Annotated in this window: 20 protein-coding genes; 7 read left to right on the forward strand and 13 right to left on the reverse strand. The window is 64.4% G+C overall.

All coding sequences use genetic code 11. The annotated features are described in order from the left end of the window. Positions 1–89: 89 nt before the first annotated feature. A complete protein-coding gene (locus D8Y22_RS12870; RefSeq protein WP_141465110.1) occupies positions 90–725 on the reverse strand; it encodes a hypothetical protein in 636 nt (211 codons plus the stop codon). Between the two features lie 224 nt (positions 726–949). On the opposite strand from D8Y22_RS12870, the gene D8Y22_RS12875 reads away from it, so the two are divergent. Further along, on the forward strand, positions 950–1,378 hold the full coding sequence (locus D8Y22_RS12875) for a 30S ribosomal protein S12 (protein WP_005580585.1): 429 nt from the start codon (positions 950–952) through the stop codon (positions 1,376–1,378). A gap of 2 nt (positions 1,379–1,380) precedes the next feature. Beyond that, positions 1,381–1,989, forward strand: coding sequence for a 30S ribosomal protein S7 (locus D8Y22_RS12880; protein WP_141465111.1), 609 nt, complete (start codon positions 1,381–1,383; stop codon positions 1,987–1,989). Positions 1,990–2,304: 315 nt separating this feature from the next. On the opposite strand, the gene D8Y22_RS12885 is transcribed toward D8Y22_RS12880, so the two are convergent. From D8Y22_RS12885 to D8Y22_RS12895, 3 genes are all read right to left on the reverse strand, one after another. Further along, the gene (locus D8Y22_RS12885) at positions 2,305–3,723 is read right to left on the reverse strand and encodes a heme o synthase (RefSeq protein WP_141465112.1); all 1,419 of its coding nucleotides are present in this window, start codon (positions 3,721–3,723) and stop codon (positions 2,305–2,307) included. Between the two features lie 99 nt (positions 3,724–3,822). Further along, the gene (locus tag D8Y22_RS12890; protein ID WP_141465113.1) at positions 3,823–4,149 is read right to left on the reverse strand and encodes a DUF7111 family protein; all 327 of its coding nucleotides are present in this window, start codon (positions 4,147–4,149) and stop codon (positions 3,823–3,825) included. Between the two features lie 87 nt (positions 4,150–4,236). Further along, positions 4,237–4,650: a Rieske (2Fe-2S) protein gene (locus D8Y22_RS12895; protein ID WP_141465114.1), complete on the reverse strand. Its 414-nt coding sequence runs from the start codon at positions 4,648–4,650 to the stop codon at positions 4,237–4,239. 91 nt (positions 4,651–4,741) lie between these two features. On the opposite strand from D8Y22_RS12895, the gene D8Y22_RS12900 reads away from it, so the two are divergent. Further along, a complete protein-coding gene (locus tag D8Y22_RS12900; protein ID WP_141465115.1) occupies positions 4,742–5,851 on the forward strand; it encodes a saccharopine dehydrogenase family protein in 1,110 nt (369 codons plus the stop codon). A gap of 73 nt (positions 5,852–5,924) precedes the next feature. Here D8Y22_RS12900 and D8Y22_RS12905 read toward each other — a convergent pair whose 3' ends face one another. From D8Y22_RS12905 to D8Y22_RS22415, 6 genes are all read right to left on the reverse strand, one after another. Next, a complete protein-coding gene (locus D8Y22_RS12905) occupies positions 5,925–6,809 on the reverse strand; it encodes an aminotransferase class IV (protein WP_141465116.1) in 885 nt (294 codons plus the stop codon). Next, positions 6,802–7,488, reverse strand: a complete 687-nt coding sequence (locus D8Y22_RS12910; protein WP_141465117.1) for an anthranilate synthase component II — start codon at positions 7,486–7,488, stop codon at positions 6,802–6,804. The genes D8Y22_RS12905 and D8Y22_RS12910 overlap by 8 nt, the downstream gene beginning before the upstream one ends. Beyond that, positions 7,485–9,131, reverse strand: coding sequence for an anthranilate synthase component I family protein (locus tag D8Y22_RS12915; RefSeq protein ID WP_141465118.1), 1,647 nt, complete (start codon positions 9,129–9,131; stop codon positions 7,485–7,487). Before D8Y22_RS12915 ends, D8Y22_RS12910 begins: the two co-directional genes overlap by 4 nt. A gap of 95 nt (positions 9,132–9,226) precedes the next feature. Continuing rightward, positions 9,227–9,865 (reverse strand): helix-hairpin-helix domain-containing protein, encoded by a 639-nt coding sequence (locus D8Y22_RS12920; RefSeq protein WP_141465119.1) that lies wholly within the window; start codon positions 9,863–9,865, stop codon positions 9,227–9,229. Positions 9,866–9,983: 118 nt separating this feature from the next. Further along, entirely contained in the window at positions 9,984–10,787 is an 804-nt protein-coding gene (locus tag D8Y22_RS12925; protein ID WP_141465209.1) for a shikimate dehydrogenase, read from the reverse strand. Positions 10,788–10,914: 127 nt separating this feature from the next. After that, entirely contained in the window at positions 10,915–11,052 is a 138-nt protein-coding gene (locus tag D8Y22_RS22415; protein ID WP_174811850.1) for a hypothetical protein, read from the reverse strand. 110 nt (positions 11,053–11,162) lie between these two features. On the opposite strand from D8Y22_RS22415, the gene D8Y22_RS12930 reads away from it, so the two are divergent. Next, on the forward strand, positions 11,163–11,717 hold the full coding sequence (locus tag D8Y22_RS12930) for a GMP synthase subunit A (protein ID WP_141465120.1): 555 nt from the start codon (positions 11,163–11,165) through the stop codon (positions 11,715–11,717). A 350-nt stretch (positions 11,718–12,067) separates the two neighbouring features. On the opposite strand, the gene D8Y22_RS12935 is transcribed toward D8Y22_RS12930, so the two are convergent. The 3 genes from D8Y22_RS12935 to D8Y22_RS12945 form a co-directional block, all read right to left on the reverse strand. Further along, positions 12,068–13,360 (reverse strand): RNA-guided endonuclease InsQ/TnpB family protein, encoded by a 1,293-nt coding sequence (locus D8Y22_RS12935; RefSeq protein WP_141465121.1) that lies wholly within the window; start codon positions 13,358–13,360, stop codon positions 12,068–12,070. Between the two features lie 195 nt (positions 13,361–13,555). Beyond that, positions 13,556–13,768, reverse strand: coding sequence for a hypothetical protein (locus D8Y22_RS12940; protein ID WP_141465122.1), 213 nt, complete (start codon positions 13,766–13,768; stop codon positions 13,556–13,558). A 213-nt stretch (positions 13,769–13,981) separates the two neighbouring features. Then, complete coding sequence (locus D8Y22_RS12945) at positions 13,982–14,998, reverse strand: PGF-CTERM sorting domain-containing protein (RefSeq protein WP_141465123.1); 1,017 nt, start codon at positions 14,996–14,998, stop codon at positions 13,982–13,984. A 349-nt stretch (positions 14,999–15,347) separates the two neighbouring features. Between D8Y22_RS12945 and D8Y22_RS12950 the strand changes: the two genes are divergently transcribed. From D8Y22_RS12950 to D8Y22_RS12960, 3 genes are all read left to right on the forward strand, one after another. Then, positions 15,348–15,788: a hypothetical protein gene (locus D8Y22_RS12950; protein ID WP_141465124.1), complete on the forward strand. Its 441-nt coding sequence runs from the start codon at positions 15,348–15,350 to the stop codon at positions 15,786–15,788. Positions 15,789–15,863: 75 nt separating this feature from the next. After that, positions 15,864–18,695, forward strand: coding sequence for a DEAD/DEAH box helicase (locus D8Y22_RS12955; protein ID WP_141465125.1), 2,832 nt, complete (start codon positions 15,864–15,866; stop codon positions 18,693–18,695). Between the two features lie 67 nt (positions 18,696–18,762). Further along, positions 18,763–20,781: a PAS domain-containing sensor histidine kinase gene (locus D8Y22_RS12960; RefSeq protein ID WP_141465126.1), complete on the forward strand. Its 2,019-nt coding sequence runs from the start codon at positions 18,763–18,765 to the stop codon at positions 20,779–20,781. The last annotated feature ends 23 nt before the right edge of the window (positions 20,782–20,804 follow it).

Genomic DNA, 20,804 nt, shown 5'->3' on the forward strand with positions numbered 1-20,804 from the left:
CCCTACGAAGAACTTCGCCGAGTCGTCAACAACAATGAGATGATCTCACGGACTCACGCTGTACCGGCTGTCGAGACTTCGGGGTAAACTCATACCTCACAGCGCTGGCCGTCCTCCGATCGACACTGGTCGCCGATCTCTTCGACCCGAACGGGGTTGTTGGCGAACTTCTTGGCGACGCCCTTGATCAGTCCCTTGTCGAACTCACACGGGTAGGGCGTCTCACAGGTCATACGCCCCTGATTGTCGTCCACGCTCTCGAACTCGTAGAATCCGATCTCCTCCCCCCGATGATTCTGGTGATACGCCTGATCGATCGCTCGCAACGCCTCGTCGACCTCCGAGAGTTCCGGCGGGAACTCGACATGTTGAGGGACGTTCTGTCCCATATTTCGCATTCTGATATCGCCGTACTCGTCGCGCATATCGTACAGCATGGCGAGTGGGATCGTCAGCGAGTACCACTCCTCCGGCTCGATCTCCTCGAGTCCGTACTGAGCGAGTTTGCTGGCGATTTCCTTGCCGACGAACGACGAGACCGACTCGCCAGCAGCGACGTAAGAGAGGGGGCTGCGACCGATCACCTCGGCGTCCTCGAGTGATCCTGTCCATCCGATTCGATCCGCGATTCCAGGGACCGCCCCACCTGACTGGGAATCGTCGGATCGACCGAGGAGTCGCTTGAACCAGGATGTCGTAACGAGTACCGTCTCGAGTGTGGCCATAGTGAGTGCAGAATATAACTGGCCCGACTAATAACTTATAGTAGTATCACAATCTGAAATCGCGACGGCAGCTACACACGCCGATTGGCACGGACGCCTCGAGAGCTGTCCCGCGGTGTCGAAACGCCCTCAGATTCCTTCGTTGACCCCGATCGAGCGCTCTCGGGGCGTAACGGTCGGTTCGAAACGCGTCGCTTAAGTGGCTTCGACGGATACCGGCTTCCATGGCAAACGGCAAGTACGCCGCGCGTAAGCTCAAGAAGGACCGCCAGAACCAGCGGTGGTCCGACTCTGACTACGCGCGCCGCGCCCGTGGACTTCGAGAGAAGTCCGACCCTCTCGAGGGAGCCCCTCAGGGTCGTGGTATCGTGCTCGAAAAGGTCGGCATCGAAGCGAAACAGCCCAACTCGGCGATCCGGAAGTGCGTCCGAGTCCAGCTGATCAAGAACGGCAAACAGGTCACCGCGTTCTGTCCCGGTGACGGCGCGATTTCGTTCATCGACGAACACGACGAAGTCACCATCGCCGGGATCGGTGGGGCGAAGGGTCGTGCGATGGGTGACCTCTCCGGCGTCAACTACAAGGTCGACAAGGTCAACGGCGTCGCGCTGAAGGAACTCGTTCGCGGGAACGCGGAGAAACCGGTGCGATAACTATGGCGGCAGAAGACCAACCCGATCCGGACGCCCCCGCTGGTGGCGCCGACGTCGGCGCGAAGCTCTTTGGCACCTGGGAGATCGACGAGATCGCCTACGAGGACCCCTCGACGGAACGCTACATCACGGTGACGCCGGTCGCCCACACCGCCGGCCGTCACGCCAGCAAGCAGTTCCAGAAGTCCCAGATTTCCATCGTCGAGCGCTTCATCAACCGACTGATGCAGACCGACGAAAACACGGGCAAGAAACAGATGACGCTCAACTACGTCCGCGATGCGTTCGAGCTCATCCACGAACGGACCGAGGAGAATCCGGTCCAGATTCTCGTCACCGCCGTCGAGAACGCCGCGCCACGCGAGGAGACCGTCCGCCTGAAATACGGTGGTATCTCCGTTCCGAAGGCCGTCGACGTCGCCCCCCAGCGCCGCGTCGATCAGGCCCTGAAGTTCCTCGCCGAAGGCGTCTACAATGCCTCGTTCAAGACATCGACGTCGGTTCCGGAGGCCATCGCCTCCCAGCTGACCGGCGCCGCGAACTACGACGTCCAAACCTACGCGATCAGCCAGAAAGAAGAGAAAGAGCGCGTCGCGGCAGCCGCACGCTAAGTCGACGCATCGTTTTCCGTTTTGCACCACCGGCCTCGAGCGCCAGCTTTCCTCGCTCGTAACGATCCGTTAGTCCCTCGAAGGACCGTGCTCTCGTATCGTTCCAAGCGTCGACTGATACGGTCTGCTGTACGTCATTCCCGGCACAATCGCGAGCCATCCTGTGGTGCCGCCGGCAAATCGTTACAGCAGTCCGTATACTGGATCAAATCGGCCTGCACGGCTTGATTCGTCCAACCAGTTCAGGTTTGGAACGCCACTCGGCTTCGAGCCGTATCGAGTGATCGTCGACATGAATCGGCGGCCGGTCTATGTCTATAGCACGAGCGCGTCGACGAGCACGGCAACGAGGACGGCCCCGAGGAAGGCGTTCGAGGCGTGGAACGAACGGAAGGCAGCGGATTCGGTCTGTTCGAAGTGAAGGACGATCGCGGTCCAGAGAAAGATCCCCCCGAAGACGGCGACCGTCGCGGCGTACAGCGCGCCGAGGTCGGTAAGCCACGCAAGGACGACCGTGCCGACGAGCGTCGCGGCGATGTAGTAGACGATGTGTTTGCGGGTTTCGGTCTCGCCGCGGACGACGGGCATCATCGGGAAGCCGCCACGGGCGTAGTCGTCCTTGTAGGCCAGCGCGAGGTTGTAGAAGTGTGCCGGCGTCCAGAGGAAGATGACCCCCGCGAGTGCGAGCGCCGGCAGGCCGATCTCGTTCGTGACGGCGGCCCAGCCGATCAGCGCCGGCAACGCCCCGGCAGCGCCGCCGATGACGGTGTTTTGAACCGTGTTGGGTTTGAGCAACAGCGTGTAGACGACGCTGTAGAACAAGATTGCGGCGAGACCGAGCGCGGCCGCAAGGGGGTTGATCGTCAGGAAGACCGCGAGCGAGGCGACGGCCAACAAGCCGCCGAAGGCCAGCGCGTTCCGAACCGGGATCAGCTCGGTCGCGAGTGGCCGATCCGCCGTCCGGGACATCTGCTGGTCGACGTCGCGCTCTAAGACGTGGTTGAACGTCCCCGAGGCGCCGATGGCGAGGACGCCACCGCCGAGCGTCGCGACGATCGTCACCGCATCGAGTGTTTGGCCGGCGGCCAGTGCCATTCCGGCGGCGGCGACGAGACAGAGCAGCCACATCAGCCGCGGCTTCATCATTTTGAAGTACGCGAACGCGGTGAGGCGTGCTCGAGCGAGACGTCCCTCGGGCAGCTCGCGCGTGGAACCGGCGGCCGACTCCGCCGGGAGCGGCTCGGGGTCGGGGAGCGAATCGTTCGCCTCCCCCGTCGCGAGCTCGAGGTCCCAGGCCAGTGCGAGGACGATCGCGCCGAAGACGACGACCCCGAGGGACAGATGGAGACCCGGAACGATCGCGCCGGGGCCGAGCGTCGCTGTCAGGGCGCCGACGCCGACCTGGACGAGATAGAGGACGGCGCCGACGAGAATCGCCGTACGGACACGGCGTGAAAGCTCGCCGAGAAGGGCTGCGACGGTCGTGGCTGCGACCAACAGACCGACGAGGACGGCGACGATCCGATGGCCCCAGGCGATGGCGAGTTGGGTCTGGGTCAGCGGATCGGCCGGGGTGTGACAGGTCGGCCACGTCGAACACGCCGCGGCCGCATCGGTCAGCGATGTCGTCGCGCCAGCGATCAACAGCAGATAGATGCCAAGCGCCGTCGCTGCGAGCAGTCCGGAAAAGCATCGGCGCGTCCCGATTGGGGGGGGAAACGGATCGGATGCCACAGCTAGTCTCGTCTGATCCCTTCGACTCCGGCTATTTAGAATTCTCGCTTCGTCCGGCGACGTGGGAACCGTCACAGCCCCGTGTCCGGGTGAGCGTGCTCACATTCCCATATCTTGTGCCGCTGCCGGTACCGGCAGCTCGTGCGGCGAGACTGCGAGTCGCTCGCCGACGTGGTCCAGCGCCATGTCGAACCCGTAGTAGCGCTCGAGTTCGTCGCCGTCGGCCGTCGGGCGGACTTTCAACATGGCGTAGCCCTCGCGGTTCTGTGCGATCGCTGCCGTTGCGCCCGTCTCGGTGCGTTCGAACTCGAGGAGTCGCTCGCTGTCGGTTTCGCGGTAGCTCGCAGCCACGTCGTCGGTTGCGGCCGTCCGATCGTCCGTTCGATCGCTGGTACTCGATTCCGGATCGGCGTCGGTGTGGGTCATAGCAGTTACTCGTGGGTCCAACACCGGGAAGCTGTCGATTGCTCGAGCGTGTGGTGTCGGCTGGCAACTCCGGCTCGAGGCGTCACCTCAGATTTTGACGTTCGACGTCGAGGTCATATCGTCGTCGTCATCGATCGGACCGGGGCCGAGATACTCGAAGTCTGGATCGGTGAGATAGATCTCGCCGTCCTCGACGGTCACCTCGAGCGGGGCGAGCGTCGCGCCCTCGCAGGGGCCGTACGTACAGATTCCGGAGTCCGCTTCGAAGTACGCGCCGTGATTCTCACAGACGATCTCGCCGTCTCGCATCGCCGCACCGGAGCCCTTGTCGAGAGCGATGTGGGTGAAGTGTTGACAGTAATTCTGCCAGCAGGCGACGCCGTCGTCGGTGTCGACGAGGACGGCTTCGTGGGCCTCGCCGTCGTCGTCTTCGATGCGAAAGAGCAGCGTCGACTCCGCGGGAACGTCGGAAACCGTCGCGATCGATCGATCCGAGTTCATCGGCGCGCCATTTCGGGTGCGATCCCCTGAACGTTTCGACTGCGGCCGGCGTCTGACGGAGGTTTAACATCCTGTCCGACAAAGGCCGGCTATGAACGCCTGTCTCGTCTATGGCGCGTACGGCTACACCGGCAGGCTCGTCTGTCGCGAGGCAGTCTCGCGGGGCCATACGCCGATCGCTGCCGGACGAGATGGACGCCAACTCGCCGGTCTGGCTGGCGAACTCGGGCTCGAACGCCGACGGTGCTCGCTCGAGGACGACATCGCCAGCGAACTTGCCGATGTCGACGCCGTGCTCAACTGCGCCGGCCCGTTCGTCGACACCGTCGATCCGCTGCTTGAAGCCTGCCTCGAGACGGGGACGGACTATCTCGACGTAACGGGCGAAGTCGCCGTCTTCGAACGGCTTCGGCACCACGACGCGGCGGCTCGAGACGCCGGCATCGGCTTGCTCCCGGGCGTCGGCTTCGACGTGGTTCCCTCGGACTGTCTGGCCGCCTTTCTGTCCGACCAGCTACCGACGGCCGACAGCCTGACGATCGGCGTAAAGGGGACCGGGCGTCCCTCGCGGGGAACCGCCCGCACGCTCGTCGATCTCGCGGGCACGGGCGGTGTCGTTCGGCGCAACGACCGGCTCGTCCGAGTGCCGACGGCCTATCGAACCCGACGAATCGACTTCGGCGACGGTCCCGAGCGCGCAGTCACGATTCCGCTCGGCGACGTCGTGACCGCCGCCCACCACACCGGCATCGAGACGATCGACATCTACGCCGCGGTGCCACCAGGTGGCCCGACCGCCATGCGCGTCGCCGGGCGACTGGGGTGGCTCCTCGAGAATCCGCTGGTCGAACGTGCGCTAACTGGCGTGGTCGACCGGCTCGTCGACGGACCCGACGCCCGGCAGCGATCGACATCGCCCGCCGTCGTCTGGGGCGAGGTGACCGACGGCAACGACCGCGGCGTGCGGGCCAGCCTCGAGACGCCGAACGTCTACACGGTCACCGCACGCGCCGCCGTCTCGGCCGCCGAACGACTGGTGGCCGACGAAACCGAACCCGGTGCTCGAACCGGCTTCCAGACGCCGGCCTCGGCGTTCGGCCCCGACTTCGTGCTCGAGCTCGAGGGGACGAACCGGGAGCGTCTCGAGCGTCGTGGTGACATCGACAGCGCGGATCGCCGACGCCTCGAGTCCGACGACTAATACCGATAGTAACAACTGAAACGGTTTACACACCAATCGGATCGCTATCGTGCGATTGGGTGTGCACTGACTTTCAGTGCCCACTATAGTAACACATTCGCTCGACGTACTCGTCGTACCGTTGCGAGAGTGTCTCGGTAATCGGTCCACGACCGAGGTCGCGACCGTCGAGCGTCGCGATCGGTCGCAGTTCCCATGTCCGGTTCGTCAGAAACGCCTCGTCAGCAGCGCGGACAGCCTCGAGATCGTACTGGCCGTCCCGGACCGGGACATCGGCGTCGGCCGCCAGCTCGAGGATCGTTTCGCGGGTGATTCCCGGCAGTACCGGTCCGTCTGTCGAGGGTGTATGAACAGTGCCGTCGCGGACGAAAAACAGGTTGCTCGTGGCACCCTCGGCGACGGTCCCCTCGAGGTCACAAAGCAGGGCCTCGTCGGCGTCGGTCCCGCGGAGTTCGGTCCGCGCGAGGATCCCGTTCAGGTAGTTGTGCGTCTTCGCGCTCGAGGGGATGGCCTCGTCGGGGATCCGGCGCGTCTCGACCGTCCGGACCGTCGCGGGATCGTCCCAGATCGACTCGCCCTCGAGACCACCACGAGGGAGGGGGTTCGCGTAGACGACGACCGTCGGATCGACCGCGGGCTGGGGCGTTAGCTTCCCCGGTTGGACGCCCCGCGTGATCGACAGCCGGACGTAGGCGTCCGCGAGGTTGTTCGCTGCCAGCGTCTCGTCGATCCGCTTGCGGAGGTCGGCGGCCGCAAGGCCGTGCTCGAGCGCCAGCGTCTCGCAGGTCGCCTCGAGGCGCTCGACGTGGCGTTCCCACTCGAGGATCGTCCCGCCGTAGGCTCGCAGCGTCTCGAAGGCCGCGTCGCCGTAGCGAAAGCCCCGATCGTCGACGCTGACCGTCGCCTCATCGGCCGGAACGAGGTCGCCGTCGACGTGATACAGGCGCTGGTCACTCATCGTGCGTGGTGGCGTCCGTGCTCCGTGGTGGGTTGCGTTCGGCGGCAAACCGACAGAAGTTCGCGACCATCCGTTTGCCGACGGTAAGCGAGATACCCGCGTCCGTCTCGCGGTACTGGCGGGTGAGAATGCTCTCGGGGTGGAACTGCACGCCGAGGTGTGGTTTGTCGCGGTGGCGAACGGCCATCAGAACCTCGCGCTCGTCGGCCGTCCGCGCCGTCTCGATCAGTGAGTGTGGCAGATCTTCGCGTTCGACTGCCAGCGAGTGATAGCGCCCGACCTGAAACGTCTCGGGCAAGCCGTCGAAGAGACCCTCGCCGTCATGGGTGACCTGCGAGGGTTTGCCGTGGACGACTTCGGGCGCGTGGACGACCGGCGCACCCTGGGCCGCACACAGCGCCTGGTGGCCGAGACAGACCCCGAGAATGGGATAATCCGTCTCGGCGAACAGCGGGATGGAGATGCCGGCCTCCTGGGGTGTTCCGGGCCCCGGCGAGACGACGATCCCCGTCGGCTCGAGCGCCCGTACATCGGCCAGGTCGATCTCGTCGTTGCGCCGGACGACGACCTCGGTCGCGAGTTCGCCCACGTACTGGACGAGATTGTATGCGAAGGAGTCGTAGTTGTCGACGACGAGGATGCGCGTCCTGCCGGCGGCCGTGTCGGCGGTCTCGCTCACGACGTCTCACCACGCGGTTCGTCGACGACGCCGTCCGTCTCGAGTGTCAGATCGGCGCGCTCGCCCAGTGCCTCGTCGACGGCGGCGATGAGCGCGCGAGCCTTATCCAGCGTTTCGTCGTACTCGCGGTCGGGGTCGGAGTCGTGGACGATGCCGGCGCCGACTCGGAGGTGGTACTCGGCGCCGTGGCGAACGAGCGTCCGAATGACGATGTTGAGCGTCGCCCGCCCGTGGAAGCCGAAGATGCCGACGCTGCCGGTGTAGGGTCCGCGTCTGGTCGCCTCGAGAACGTCGATGATCTCCATCGTCCGCGGTTTCGGCGCGCCGGTGATCGTCCCACCGGGAAAGACCGCCGCGATGGCGTTTGCGAGCGTTTCGTCCGGTCGCAGTCGGCCGGTCACGTTCGAGACGAGGTGCATCACTTCGGCGTAGCGGTCGATCCGACGGTACTCCTCGACCGCGACGGAGCCGTAGGCACACACCTTTCCGAGGTCGTTGCGCTCGAGATCGACCAGCATCGCGTGTTCGGCGCGTTCTTTCTCGTCGGCGAGCAGGTCGGCCTCGAGGGCGGCGTCCGCCTCGGCTGTCTCCCCTCGAGGACGGGTGCCGGCGATGGGCTCCGTTCGCACGAAATCCCCCTCCTGTGCCCGCGGCGGACCGTCGCTCGAGTTGGGAGTGTGACGGGCCTCGCGCTCGAGCAGCAGTTCGGGGCTCGCACTCACCAGATCGACGGCCCGGAACTCGAGCAGACAGGAGTAGGGAGCGGGGTTGACCCGACGCAGTGCGTCGTAGGCGGCGACGGGATGGACCGCAGCCGGTGCGACGAGCCGTTGGGAGATATTCGCTTGAAAGGTGTCGCCGTCACGAACGTAGCGTTTGACCTCGCGGACGCGGTCGGCGAAGGCCTCGCGACCGCACTCGCTCTCGAACGTCGCTTCCGGCGTCGAAACCGGGGGCGAACCGATGGTCGGCTCGCCCTCGTGAACCCGGTGAGCGAGTTCGAGCGCGCGTTCCCGGCCACGTTCGTAGGCCGATTCGATGGCAGCCGTCCGGGATGCAACGCCAGCCGCCCCTTCGAGTTCGATCGTCGGACAGGCCGTGATCCGCAGCGTCACGTCGCCGTCGACCGGTTCGTCCCAGGCGGCGAACCGATCGTAGACGCGAGCCTCGAGTCGGGGCAGATCGCGGTCGTCGACAGCCGACTCCGGTACGGACTCGAGTTCGCGGGCGACATCGTAGGAGAGCCAGCCGATCGCACCACAGGGGTAGGGAACGTCACACTCCCCGCGGGCGAGATCGGCCGACGCGAGCAGTCCCTCGAGGGCGGCCAGCGTCGGCGAGTCGGTGTCGGCGTCCGGTTTGGGGACGGCATCGGCCGACACCGTAAGCCGGTCGATCGGATCGACGCCGAAGTAGCCCCAGCCGGGCTGCCCACCGGTCGTCTCCAACATCGCCCCGTCGCCGTCGGTCCGTGCGCGTCGGTAGGCGAGAAACGGATCGGAAACGGTCGTCCGAACTTCGATCGGGCTTCTGACCGTGCGCGTCGGCGACTCGGCGGGCGAATCCGACCCACCGTGGTCGAGCCACTCGAGGACGGTCTCGCGAAACGTCTCGAGTGTCGTTACGACGCGCGGGTCGCTCATGTCGGCAGAGAGGGCATCGACGACTAATCCTCTTGCGGTTTCGGGAATCGGGAGCGGTGGCGCGCACAACGGAGAGAAAACGCGACGAGACGAGCTTATCGAACTTCGGCCCGGTCGATCCAGCCCTGAATGCGTTTCTCGGAGATGTCAGTTTGGCCGGCTAACTCGGCCGCATCACCCGCGGCGAGGTCGTCGACGGTCTCGACGCCGGCGTCGGCCAACCGGTCGGCGTAGGCCGGGCCGATTCCCTTGATGACGTCGACGGCTTCGCTTGCGGTCTCGGCCTGGTCCGGTGTCGCCGGCTCGGATGCCGTCTCCTCGTCGGTCTCGGCGTCGCGTTCCTCGCCCGTCCCGGTATCTGCAGCCGCCTCGTCTTCGGATTCGTCGACATCCTCGTCGGCGTCGACGAGCGTGACATCGTCGGCTGGCTCGGCCGTCTCGCCGTCCGTTTCGTCCGGCGTCTTCGGTTCCGTCGGCGCCGCGTCGGTGTCGGTTGGGCCCGCGGCCTCGGCTGGTTCGGCGGCCTCCTCGGGTTCGTCTGTCGGTTCCGTCATCGAATCGGTCGAACTCGAGGCCGTGGTCCCCGCGGCGGCCGCCTCGTCGTGGTCAGGTGTCGACGCCTCGGACGACGATCGCTCGCGCTCGACCGTAACGCCGACCTCCTGGGTCTCTCGGCGCTGTGAGTCCGTCTCGCCGAGTCCCAACAGCGACTTCAGCTTCTGGAGGAGTGCCATTAGGCGGATATTGTCGTCACCAACACTTAAATTCGGTTGATGAGGAGAGTGCGTCGCCGATACTCGAGTCGTTACTCTCCACGTCGTGGATTCCCACGTCTGGAGGCGCGGGAGGATCTCAAAGTTCCGCTCGTAACGCTTCGTTCATCGTCTCGACCGGCGCTTGCTCACCGCTCCACAGTTCGAGCGCCTCGACGCCCTGGTAGAGCAACATCCAGGCCCCGTCGACCGTTTTCGCGCCAGCGGCAGCCGCATCCTGTAGCAATCGCGTCTCGAGCGGTCGATAGACCGCGTCCATCACGGTCAAGTCGCCGTGAAGTGTCTCGGCCGGCACCGGCGTTGCGTCCTCCCCCATCCCGACGCTCGTCGCGTTGATCAGCAGATCGGCTTCTGCCAGCAGCGACTCGAGCGCTGCGAGGCCGTGGCCCGTCGCGCCGGGAACCTCCTCGGCGAGGTCGTACGCGGTCGATTCGGTCCGGTTTGCGATCTCGACTGTCGCACCCGCATCCGCCAGGCCGAACGCGATTGCCCGGCCGGCACCGCCAGCACCGACGACGACCGCGTCCGCGCCCTCGATAGCGATGTCGTGGTCCCGGAGGGCTCGCACCGCGCCCGCTGCGTCGGTGTTGTGGCCTGTCGGCGGGCCCTCCCCGGTAAAGTCGATCGTGTTGACCGCACCGATTCGCGCTGCCATCGGATCCGGCGAGACGACCTCGAGGGCGTCTCGTTTGAACGGGATCGTGACGTTGAGACCGTCGATCCCGAGCGCGTCGGCGCCCTCGATCGCGGACTCGATCGCTGCGGGTTCGGGTTCGAACGTGACGTAGCGGGCCTCGAGCTCGAGTTCGTCGTAGGCCGCCTCGTGCATCGGTGGTGACACCGAGTGTCCGACCGGATTGCCGAGGAGACCGAATACCTGCATCGTCATATCCGTACTCGGTTCCCGGAGGGCCAAACCATAATCGGTGTCGATCGAAGCGCCGGTGGTGGCATTCGCTACGGGTTATTCGTCACCGACAGACACCGTCGCGCAGTTCGACCGGGCGGGATTACAGTGCTGCGAAGACGAGCCACGGAACGATAAACAGGGCAACTGTCAACACGGCGAGAATCAAGCCGTAGCCGACCAGCGTGCTCACCGCGGTAATCCAGGAGGGATGGTCGAACTGGTTCACGTCGACTGCCATACCCGTATACTCCGGTGAGAGGTGTATAAACGTACCGGACCTCGAGCCGCCGCGTGCAACGAGTGCGCGTTCCGGTCCGTTTTTACCGAGTGACTGGCTAGAGCCCCCTAATGACGAAAATCGTCGTGGTGGACAACCACGGACAGTTTACGCATCTAGAGCGTCGCGCCCTCCGCGACCTGGGCGTCGACACGGAACTGATCGACAACGACACGCCACCAGCGGACGTGGAGGCCGACGGTGTCGTTCTCTCAGGAGGGCCGGATATGGACCGTATCGGTCGCTCGCCGGCCTACCTCGAGGCCGACGTCCCCGTGCTCGGGATCTGTCTGGGCATGCAACTGATCGCCGAAGAACTCGGCGGCCGGGTGGGTAGCGGCGAGTACGGCGGCTACGCGGATGTCACGGTCGACATTCTCGACGAAGACGATCCGCTCACGGGCTCGGTCTATCCGGAAACGCGTGTTTGGGCCAGTCACGCCGACGAAGTCACGGAACTGCCGGCAGGATTCGAACTGACGGCCAGAAGTGACGTCTGTGACGTCGAAGCGATGAGCAACACCGATCGCGACCTCTATGGCGTGCAGTGGCATCCGGAAGTCGCTCACACCGAGGAGGGTGAGGCGATCTTCGAGAACTTCGTCGATATCTGCGAAACGGCCTGATACGGTCTCTGTGTCCGACGGGCCCACAGTATCGATCAGGACGGATGCTGGTGTTTGATCTTCTCGGCGACCAATCCGGGGACGGACATCCGACACTCGCTACAGTGCCACTGGGCGACCGTCCCACTCGAGTCTTTTTCGAGGTCCTGTCTGATACGGATTGTTGTAGCGTTTTACCGGTGATCACCCGGACGGGGTCGGTGATCACCGGTAAAGAACTACAACGGTCCGTATGAATCGAAGGACGGCACCGCAGGAACAGGTGTGGGTCGTCTGAGCCATCGACTACCAGTACGGCCGACGGCTCGTTGAATGTTACCCCGCGCACGGTGGCGCGGGGAGTCCTGCTCTCACGAGGGCAGACTTCCTGTTTCGATGACGCGACTTGCAGACACGGACTCAAACTGAGCCGTGTCCGTAGCGGTCACAGTCTCCACAGGCGTTTCTTCGGGCCATCCCAGCCCTAACTCAGAAAAACCGCGTTGTAGAACGTTCATCGCCGTCGCAAAATCGCACGCGATTTTGCTGCCCGTCAGACGTAGTCTGACGACCGCGTTCGCATCCCTATCCGTTTCAAACCCACACGCCGGGCAAGAGTGTTCCCGTACCCAAATGGGCTTCTCAGTTTCTACACCGCACGACGAACACTCCTTCGTCGTCCCCCGAGACGGAACCTGCTCAACGTGCGTGCCGTACAACTCCGCTTTGTATTCGAGGAGCGTGATGAACTGTCGCCACGCCGCATCCTGCTTGTTGCGGGCGTTGTGCGACTGCTCTAACATTCCCTTCACGTTCAAGTCCTCAACGAATACAGCGTCGTACTCCCGGACGAGCCACGTTGTGATCTTGTGCTGGTAGTCCAACACCTTCCGCTTGATGTGGCGCTTGACCTTCGCCACTTCCCGCCGTTGCTTTTCGTAGTTGTTCGACCCTTTCTCCTTGCGAGACAGGTTGCGTTGCTCGCGCTGGAGTCGTTCGTACTCGTCTTCGAGGTCGAGCCAATCCACCGTCTTCCCATCGCTCGTGTGTATATAGTTGAGGATGCCAAGGTCAATCCCAGCGCTGTTCTTCGCGTCAAGCGAATCCACGTCGGGTTTCTCGGGCAAATCAGCATCGTTGGTTTCCAGCCCGAAGGAGACGAACCACTCGCCGGTCGTCTCTTTCTTGACCGTGATCTCTTTGAGTGTGGCGCGGTCAGGGATTGGGCGAGTGTACCGGATTTTCACCCAACCGATTTGACTGAAGCGGACGTATGCGTATTTGTCGTGGCCCCTCTTTTCATCGAGGTCGAAACCGGACTGGTTGTACGTCACGCTTCGGTAGTCGGTGGATGCTTGCCGTTTGAGCCGACCGACGTTGTACCCTTTTTGTTTGAGTTCGCTGAGGACGGTGAGGTTGTGGTGGAAGCGGGCGACGGTGGCTTGTGCGGCTTTCGAGTGTAGCTCGCTGAACACCGGCCATTTACGCTTCCATTCGGTGAGTTTGTTGTTCTGGTCGTACTCGCTCGGCTTGTCGTCCTCTGGGCTGTTCGTGTAGTCCCAGCGGACGTGGTTGTAGAGTTGGCGATGAACGTTCAGATGGTGTTCCAGTTCAGCCGCTACCTTTTGTGTCGGGTAAGCGTGGTAGCGGTAACTGTGTTCCATCGCTATCTCTTGAGTAGTCGTATTGTCACTTAATGGTTTGTGTCACCAGTTGTCGGCTTCATCCCCCACCACGGTGTTGACGCAAATCGAAGATTTGCGAAAGCCGAAAACCCACGGTTTTCGGAAGGTCGGGGTATTCGCCTCGCTAACCAGTATAAACGTTGGTTCGATCGGTCGGCGAGGGCGACCGCGACGTTACTCGTCCTCAAGCAGTCCGAGGTCCGTCGCGGCCATATCGGCGATGTGGGCTGCGATGTCGGGGTCGACCGTCGCGATATCCTCCCCGTCGTGGAGTCGCTCGTTGTGGTTTTCGATCGCGTCGGCAACGTCGGAGAGCGCGACTCGAGAAGAGGTATCGCAGTCGGTACAGACGATCGGGACCGTCGGATCGTCGTCGGAGGTCGTCATTGGATACCCCTCTGGTGGCAACCCTCAAAACGTAATTGGTTCGCTCGACCGGCGACGTTTGGTGGCCAGTAGGCTTATTTTCCCACACTCGAATCGATGGAGTAGGCGGGGATCGATAGTCTATCGGAGAGACACGACCGATCGATGTCCGTCGTCACACACCATGGTTCGGCTACGCACGTAGCCATTCCCTGTAACGGGCAACGGGGTGGATTATCCGCCACTTCGGCGGATCCGTTCTAGTACTGCAATCGTGAGCGCGCTGAGCACCGCAACCGTGCCGAAACCGGGCATGGCCTCTGCATCGTCACTCGAAGTAGCGGCGTCGTCGGCTGTGGCAGTCGAATCGTCACCCGGCGTTGCTGGTTCGGTGGCAGGCTCGGAGTCGGAGCTCTCGCTCGAGTCCTCGTCGAAGTCGTCGACGGTCGAGTGTACCGGCTCGCCGTCGAGCTGAACCACGACGACGACCTGGCCGTGTGAGCCGTCCGGATGGTAGGTCCAGCCGCCGCCCGTCTCCTCGTAGGGGCGGGCATCGTCGATCGGATCGACGTCGGTATCCCACGACTCGTGGGTCTGCTGGACGTAGCCGACGAGTTCGATGTCATCGGCGTGCTCGCCCTCGATCGTCGCGTCGCTGTAGCTGACGGTGTCGTTCTCGGTGAGGCCGTGCCACTCGAAACAGTGCGAATCGAGGTAGCCGTCACCCTGGGGCAGGTCGTCGGTCGTGCCGAACTGATCGCTGTCGAGCGGGCGGTCGTAGTTGTCCGTCAGCGGGTACTCGACGGTGAACGGATCGGCGTCGCCGTGCCACTCGAGTTCCTCGCCGGTCGGAACCGTGACCGTCGTACCGGGGATGGACTCGCCGGCGACCGGCTCGCCCTGCTCGTTGACCAGCGCGACGCAGAGCTTGCCCGAGCCCTCGCCGAGATACGGCGATCGATACTCGTCGCGCGGGTTGATGTAGCTGACCCAGCTGTCGTCCTCGGCAGCAGCTTCGAAGTAGGCGTCACCTTCCTCCGGAACGGGTTCGACGAACGCTTCTTCCGAGACGCCGTCCTGCGTAGCGACCGCGGTCGGGACATCGGCCTGTGCCTGAGCGGTCGGTTGGTCGGCGACGCTTACGGTCCCCGCGGCGACGCCACCAGCGAGAACGCTGACGGCGACGACGCCGGCGACCGCCACGAACACGCCGACCGCCAGCACGTGCCCAACCGCACTCGACGAACTCATCGCGTCCCACCTCTGGGGATGTGCGGCGCGGTCATCGACGGCGCTCGCGAATCGAAACACACCGCTGGTCGTCCCGACTCGAGCGACTGCTCGCCGTTCGAGGACACACTCGAGACCCGCGACCGTCGATTAGTCGGGTTTCGTGACTGTCGTGAGTTCAGACTGATCATTGGATCGTCGTAGCAAACGAACGACCCTCACTATACGCAGCATAACCGGCTGGAAGGGACTCCATAACCGACGCGTCAGCGATGGAAGGAGGGATGACGGGGCCAGCGTCGCCGCCGTGACGGCGACGCTTGCGTTCCCACCCCGAACCGGCTTCCCGACCACGCGCGTAGGGAGTCCGATGGAACTTCGATCACAGTCGAGTGACGCGGCGGACGCCGAATCGGTCGCCTCGAGCGCCGGCGAATCGAGCGCTTTCGGCCGCGTTCGAACGCTGGTACTCCTGCTCGGTGCTATTGCCGTCGCTGCCTACGTCGTCCGGCAGTACGTCGATCGTCCCGAAGCCGATCCGATCGACGAGCGCGACGACGATCACGTCTCCATCGGCGTCTCGGAGGGGGCGTCGTCCGACGCGATCGACGGGTCGGAGACGACGGTCGAGATGGCCGACTCGAGATCGGCGGCGGAGATCGAAAATCGGGCTGACAGAACCCAGGCCGAACCCGGCGAGATGGCCGTCGACGAAGCGATCGCGGACGAACTCGAGGGCGAGACGGACGAGAAGACCGCCGAGAGCGAGCAAGAAGACGCCGAGGACGCGGCCGACGACGACCGTGCGTAGCGTCACCGCTGGAGAGACGCTCGAACGAGCCACGGAGCGTGGCGCTTATGCGGCGCTCGCCCCTACGCTGGATCGATGACAGAGGGGGACCTCGCGGCCTTTACTCACCTCGGGGGGACGGTACGCGGGGCGCTCTCCGAGCGAGGGTTCTCGACGCCGACCGCACCACAGCGACTGGCGATTCCGCCGCTTGCGGCCGGCGAGAACACGCTCGTGATCGCCCCCACCGGGAGTGGCAAGACCGAGACGGCGATGTTGCCCGTCTTCGATCATCTGCTGGCCGGCGACGGCCCGCCCGAGGGGTTCGGGGCGCTCTACGTGACGCCGCTGCGGGCGCTCAACCGCGACATGCGCGACCGCCTCGAGTGGTGGGGCGAGTACCTCGATCTCGCGGTCGACGTTCGCCACGGCGATACGACCCAGTACCAGCGCGGCAAACAGGCCGAAAACCCGCCGGACGTACTCGTCACCACGCCGGAGACGCTACAGGCGATGCTCACCGGCGAACGCCTGCGCGACGGACTCGACGATGTCTCGCACGTCGTGATCGACGAGGTCCACGAACTCGCCGCCTCCAAGCGGGGTGCACAGTTGGCGATCGGCCTCGAGCGCCTGCGCGACCTCGCCGGCGGCTTTCAGCGGATCGGGCTCTCGGCGACGGTCGGCGACCCCGAGGAAGTCGGCCAGTTTCTGACCGGGGGACGACCGTGTGAGATCCGCGAGATCGATGTCGGGAGCAACGTCGACGTGACGGTTCGCCAGCCCGAAGTGCGGGCGGAAGACAAGGAGCTTGCCGGCCGGCTCATGACCGACGCCGAGACGGCAAGTCACGTCCGGCTGATTCGCGATCTCGTCGCCGCCCACGAATCGACGCTCGTCTTCGTCAACACCCGCCAGACCGCCGAGGCGCTTGGCTCGCGATTCACGGAACTCGAGCTCCCGATCGGCGTCCACCACGGCTCGCTCTCGAAGGAAGCCCGAATCGACGTCGAGGACCGGTTTAAGACCGGCGAGTTGGACGGGCTGCTCTGTACGTCCTCGATGGAACTCGGAATCGACGTCGGCCGGGTCGACCACGTCGTCCAGTACAAGAGTCCGCGACAGGTGACGCGGCTCCTCCAGCGGATCGGCCGAGCCGGCCACCGCCAGGACGCGGTCTCGAGCGGGACGATCGTCACGACCCGACCCGACGACAGCTTCGAGGCGCTGTCGATCGCCCGCCGGGCCCGCGCGGGCGAGGTCGAACCCGCCGCGATCCACGAGGGCAGCCTCGACGTCGTGGCCAACCAGATCCCCGGCATCGTCCAGAGCCGCGGGACGACGCCCGTTCGCGAGGTCCTCGAGACGATCGGGCGGGCCTACCCCTTCCGAGACATCCCCGAGGAGACGGTTCGAGAGATCGTCGCCGAACTCGACCGCAACCGAATCGTCTGGTTCGACGAAGGTGACGACCGCCTCGAGACCTCGGGCGGAACCTGGCAGTACGTCTACGCGAACCTCTCGATGATCCCCGACGAGGAGACCTACGAAGTCCACGACATCGCCTCGAGTTCCCAGATCGGGACCCTAGACGAGCGATTCGTCGTCAACTTCGCCCAGCCTGGCGAGGTGTTCGTCCAGCGCGGCGAGATGTGGCGCATCTCCGAGATCGACGACGACGAGGCGACGGTGACGGTCAGCCCGATCGAGGATCCCGCCGGCGAGGTCCCCTCCTGGACCGGCCAGGAGATTCCCGTTCCCGCCGCCGTCGCCCAGGAGGTTGGCGAGATTCGCGACGTTGCCCAGCCCCAACTCGAGGCCGGCGCGGACGCCAGCGCGATCGGACGGGAGCTGTCGGCCCGATATCCCGCCGACGAGTACACGCTCACCGAGGCCTGCGGGCAACTCGAGCGCCAGGCCGAGAGTGAGACGCCGATGCCGACGGCCGATCGGCTCGTCCTCGAGCGCCAGGGCCGCTCGATCGTGCTCAACGCCTGTTACGGCCACGCGGTCAACGAGACGCTCGGTCGGCTGCTCTCGGCGCTACTGGGCCAGCGGGCGGGCTCGTCGGTCGGCATGGAGATCGATCCCTATCGGATCGAGCTCGAGGTGCCGACGTCGATCGCGACGAGTGACGTCCTCGAGGTGCTCGAGGAGACCGACCCCGACCACGTCGAGACGATCGTCGAACTCGGGCTGAAAAACGCCGACGCGCTGGCGTTTCGGCTCGCGCAGGTGTCGGCGAGTTTCGGCGCGCTCAAGCGCTGGCAGGGATCGGGCCGCCTCTCGAACGAGCGGCTGCTCGCGGCGCTCGAGGGGACGCCGATGTACGACGAGGCGATCCGCGAGATATTCCACGAGGATCTGGCGGTCGAGGAGGCGAGTGCCGTCCTCGAGGGGCTTCAGTCGGGCGACCTCGAGATCGTCACCCACCGCGGACTGACGCCGATCGGTCAGGACGGCAACTCGGCCGGCAAGGAGCTACTCGCGCCCGAAAACGCCGACGCGAGCGTCATCGAGACCGTCAAGGAGCGATTGCAGAACGACAGGATCATCCTGCTGTGTACCCACTGTGGGGAGTGGAAGGCAAAGACGAAGGTCAAACGCGTTCCCGACCAGCCCGAGTGTCCCGAGTGTGGCTCGACCCGGATCGCCTCGCTCAATCCCTGGGCCGACGAGGTCGTCCAGGCGATTCGGGCCGAAGAGAAAGACGACGAGCAAGAGCAGATGACCGAACGCGCCTATCGTGGAGCCAGTCTCGTCCAGAGTCACGGCAAGCAGGCAGTCATCGCGATGGCGGCCCGCGGTGTCGGCCCCCACAACGCCGCCCGGATCATCAACAACCTCCGCGAGGACGAAGCCGAGTTCTACCGCGACATCCTCACCAGAGAACGGGAGTACGCCCGGACGAAGTCGTTCTGGGAGTGAGAACGACAGCCCCCACGGGTTGACATCCGGCGGTGCGCTTAACACCGTCACTGGCGAAACGACGCTGATGGAATCGGATCCCAGTTCGTCGTCCGGTTCGGGACCACCCGACGACGACCGCGGACAGCTCGACCGAATGGGATCACTGCTCGAGGCAGGAGCAATCCCAGCGTTTCGCCTGGAAACGGACGGGACGATCTGTCACCTGACCGATGCCCTTCTCGATCTGACCGGCTACGACCGCGACGAGCTACTCGGGTCGTCGTTTTCGTCGCTTGCGCCTGACGACGGTCCGGCGATCGAGTCGGTAGCGGCGGAACGCTCGAGTCCCTCGACGGTGTCGTGCTCGATGCGAACCGAGGCAGGATCGTCGATCGAGTGTGATCTCCACGTCGAACGTTTCGAGAGGACACACGGCGAGTCACGACTCGTCGGCATCGTCGAGCGACGGGCGACCGCGAGCGGGTCGCCCGACGAATCCGATCTCACCTACGGCAAGACCTTTCGGGCACTTGCCGACGCCGTCCCCGACGGGATCATCGTTCTCGATACCGACAGCAACATTCAGTACGCCAATCCAGCCGTCGAACGCATTCTCGGCTATACGCCGGGAGAGCTGGTCGGCTCGAGCAAGGTGCGGATCATCCCGCAGCGACTCCGAGAAGCCCACCTCGAGGCGCTGGCACGCTATCTCGAGACCGGCGAGCGAAACCTCAACTGGACGTACGTCGAACTGCCAGGCCACCACAAATCGGGGTACGAAGTGCCACTCGGTGTCTCACTCAACGACTTCGTCTACGACGGCAGCCGGTACTTCGTCGGCCTGTTTCGAGACATTACGGCCCGGAAAGAGACCGAACAGGCACTTCGGGAGAAGGTCGCCCAACTCGAATCGATCGCCTCCCTCGGACGACACGCCCTCGAGGCGGGGACGATCGACGACATCCTCGAACAGACGGCCAAGCTCGTCGACGCCGCACTCGACATCGATCGCTGTGCCGTCCTCGAGTATCGGTCCGACCGCGAGGATCGCTTCGATCTGAGAGCCGCCGTCACCGATACTGACGGCGAGGACGACACGTCGGCAGTCGATACGCTCGTCGCGGTCGCGGCCGGCACCGTCGACGCGGCGGGACCGATTGTCGTCGAAGACGTTCTGAACGATGCGCGGATCGACGATCGCTCCGGATCGGACGACAGCGTCCAAAGTGCAGCCGCGCTCCCGATCGGCTCACCGGCGGAGCCGTGGGGCATCCTGGCGATCGGTCGATGGGAGACACACCGAGTAGCCGACCACGACGTCGACTTCCTCGAGAGCGTCGCGACGATTCTCGCGACGGGGATCGAACGCCAGCGCTACGAGCGCCGGCTCAACGAAACTCTCGACAAGTATGAGACGTCCAACGAACAGTTGGAACAGTTCGCCTACGCCGCCTCCCACGACCTCCAGGAGCCGCTACGGATGATCTCGAGTTACCTCCAGTTGCTCGAGCGTCAGTACGCCGACGAGTTAGACGAAGACGCCGAGGAGTTCATCGAGTACGCGGTCGACGGCGCCGAGCGAATGAAAGCGATGATCGACGGCCTCCTCGAGTACTCACGGATCGACACGCAAGGCGATCCGTTCGAACCGGTCGATCTCGAGGCCGTCGTCGACGATGTCCTGGCAGATCTCACGGTGTTGATCGAGCAACACGACGCCGAGATTACGACCGAGTCGCTACCGACGGTCCGGGGTGACCCGCGCCAACTTCGTCAGTTGTTTCAAAACCTGTTTTCGAACGCGATACAGTACAGCGGGGACGATCCACCGCGAATAGACGTGTGTGCGTCCCGAGCAAACGGGATGTGGGAGATCGCGGTCCGAGACGACGGAATCGGTATCGACGCTGCCGATCCAGCGGCGGTGTTTGGAATGTTCGAGCGGCTCCACGGTCACGAGACACACGATGGAACTGGCATCGGTCTCGCACTCTGTCGACGAATCGTCGATCGCCACGGCGGAACGATTACTGTCGACAGCGACCCTGGCGAGGGATCGGTCTTTCGGTTTACAGTTCCACCGGACGACGTTTCCGCCTCGTAGTACCGTCCCGACCGTCGACTGCG

The sequence above is a fragment of the Salinadaptatus halalkaliphilus genome, assembly GCF_006543045.1.
GTDB classification, from domain to species: Archaea; Halobacteriota; Halobacteria; order Halobacteriales; family Natrialbaceae; genus Salinadaptatus; species Salinadaptatus halalkaliphilus.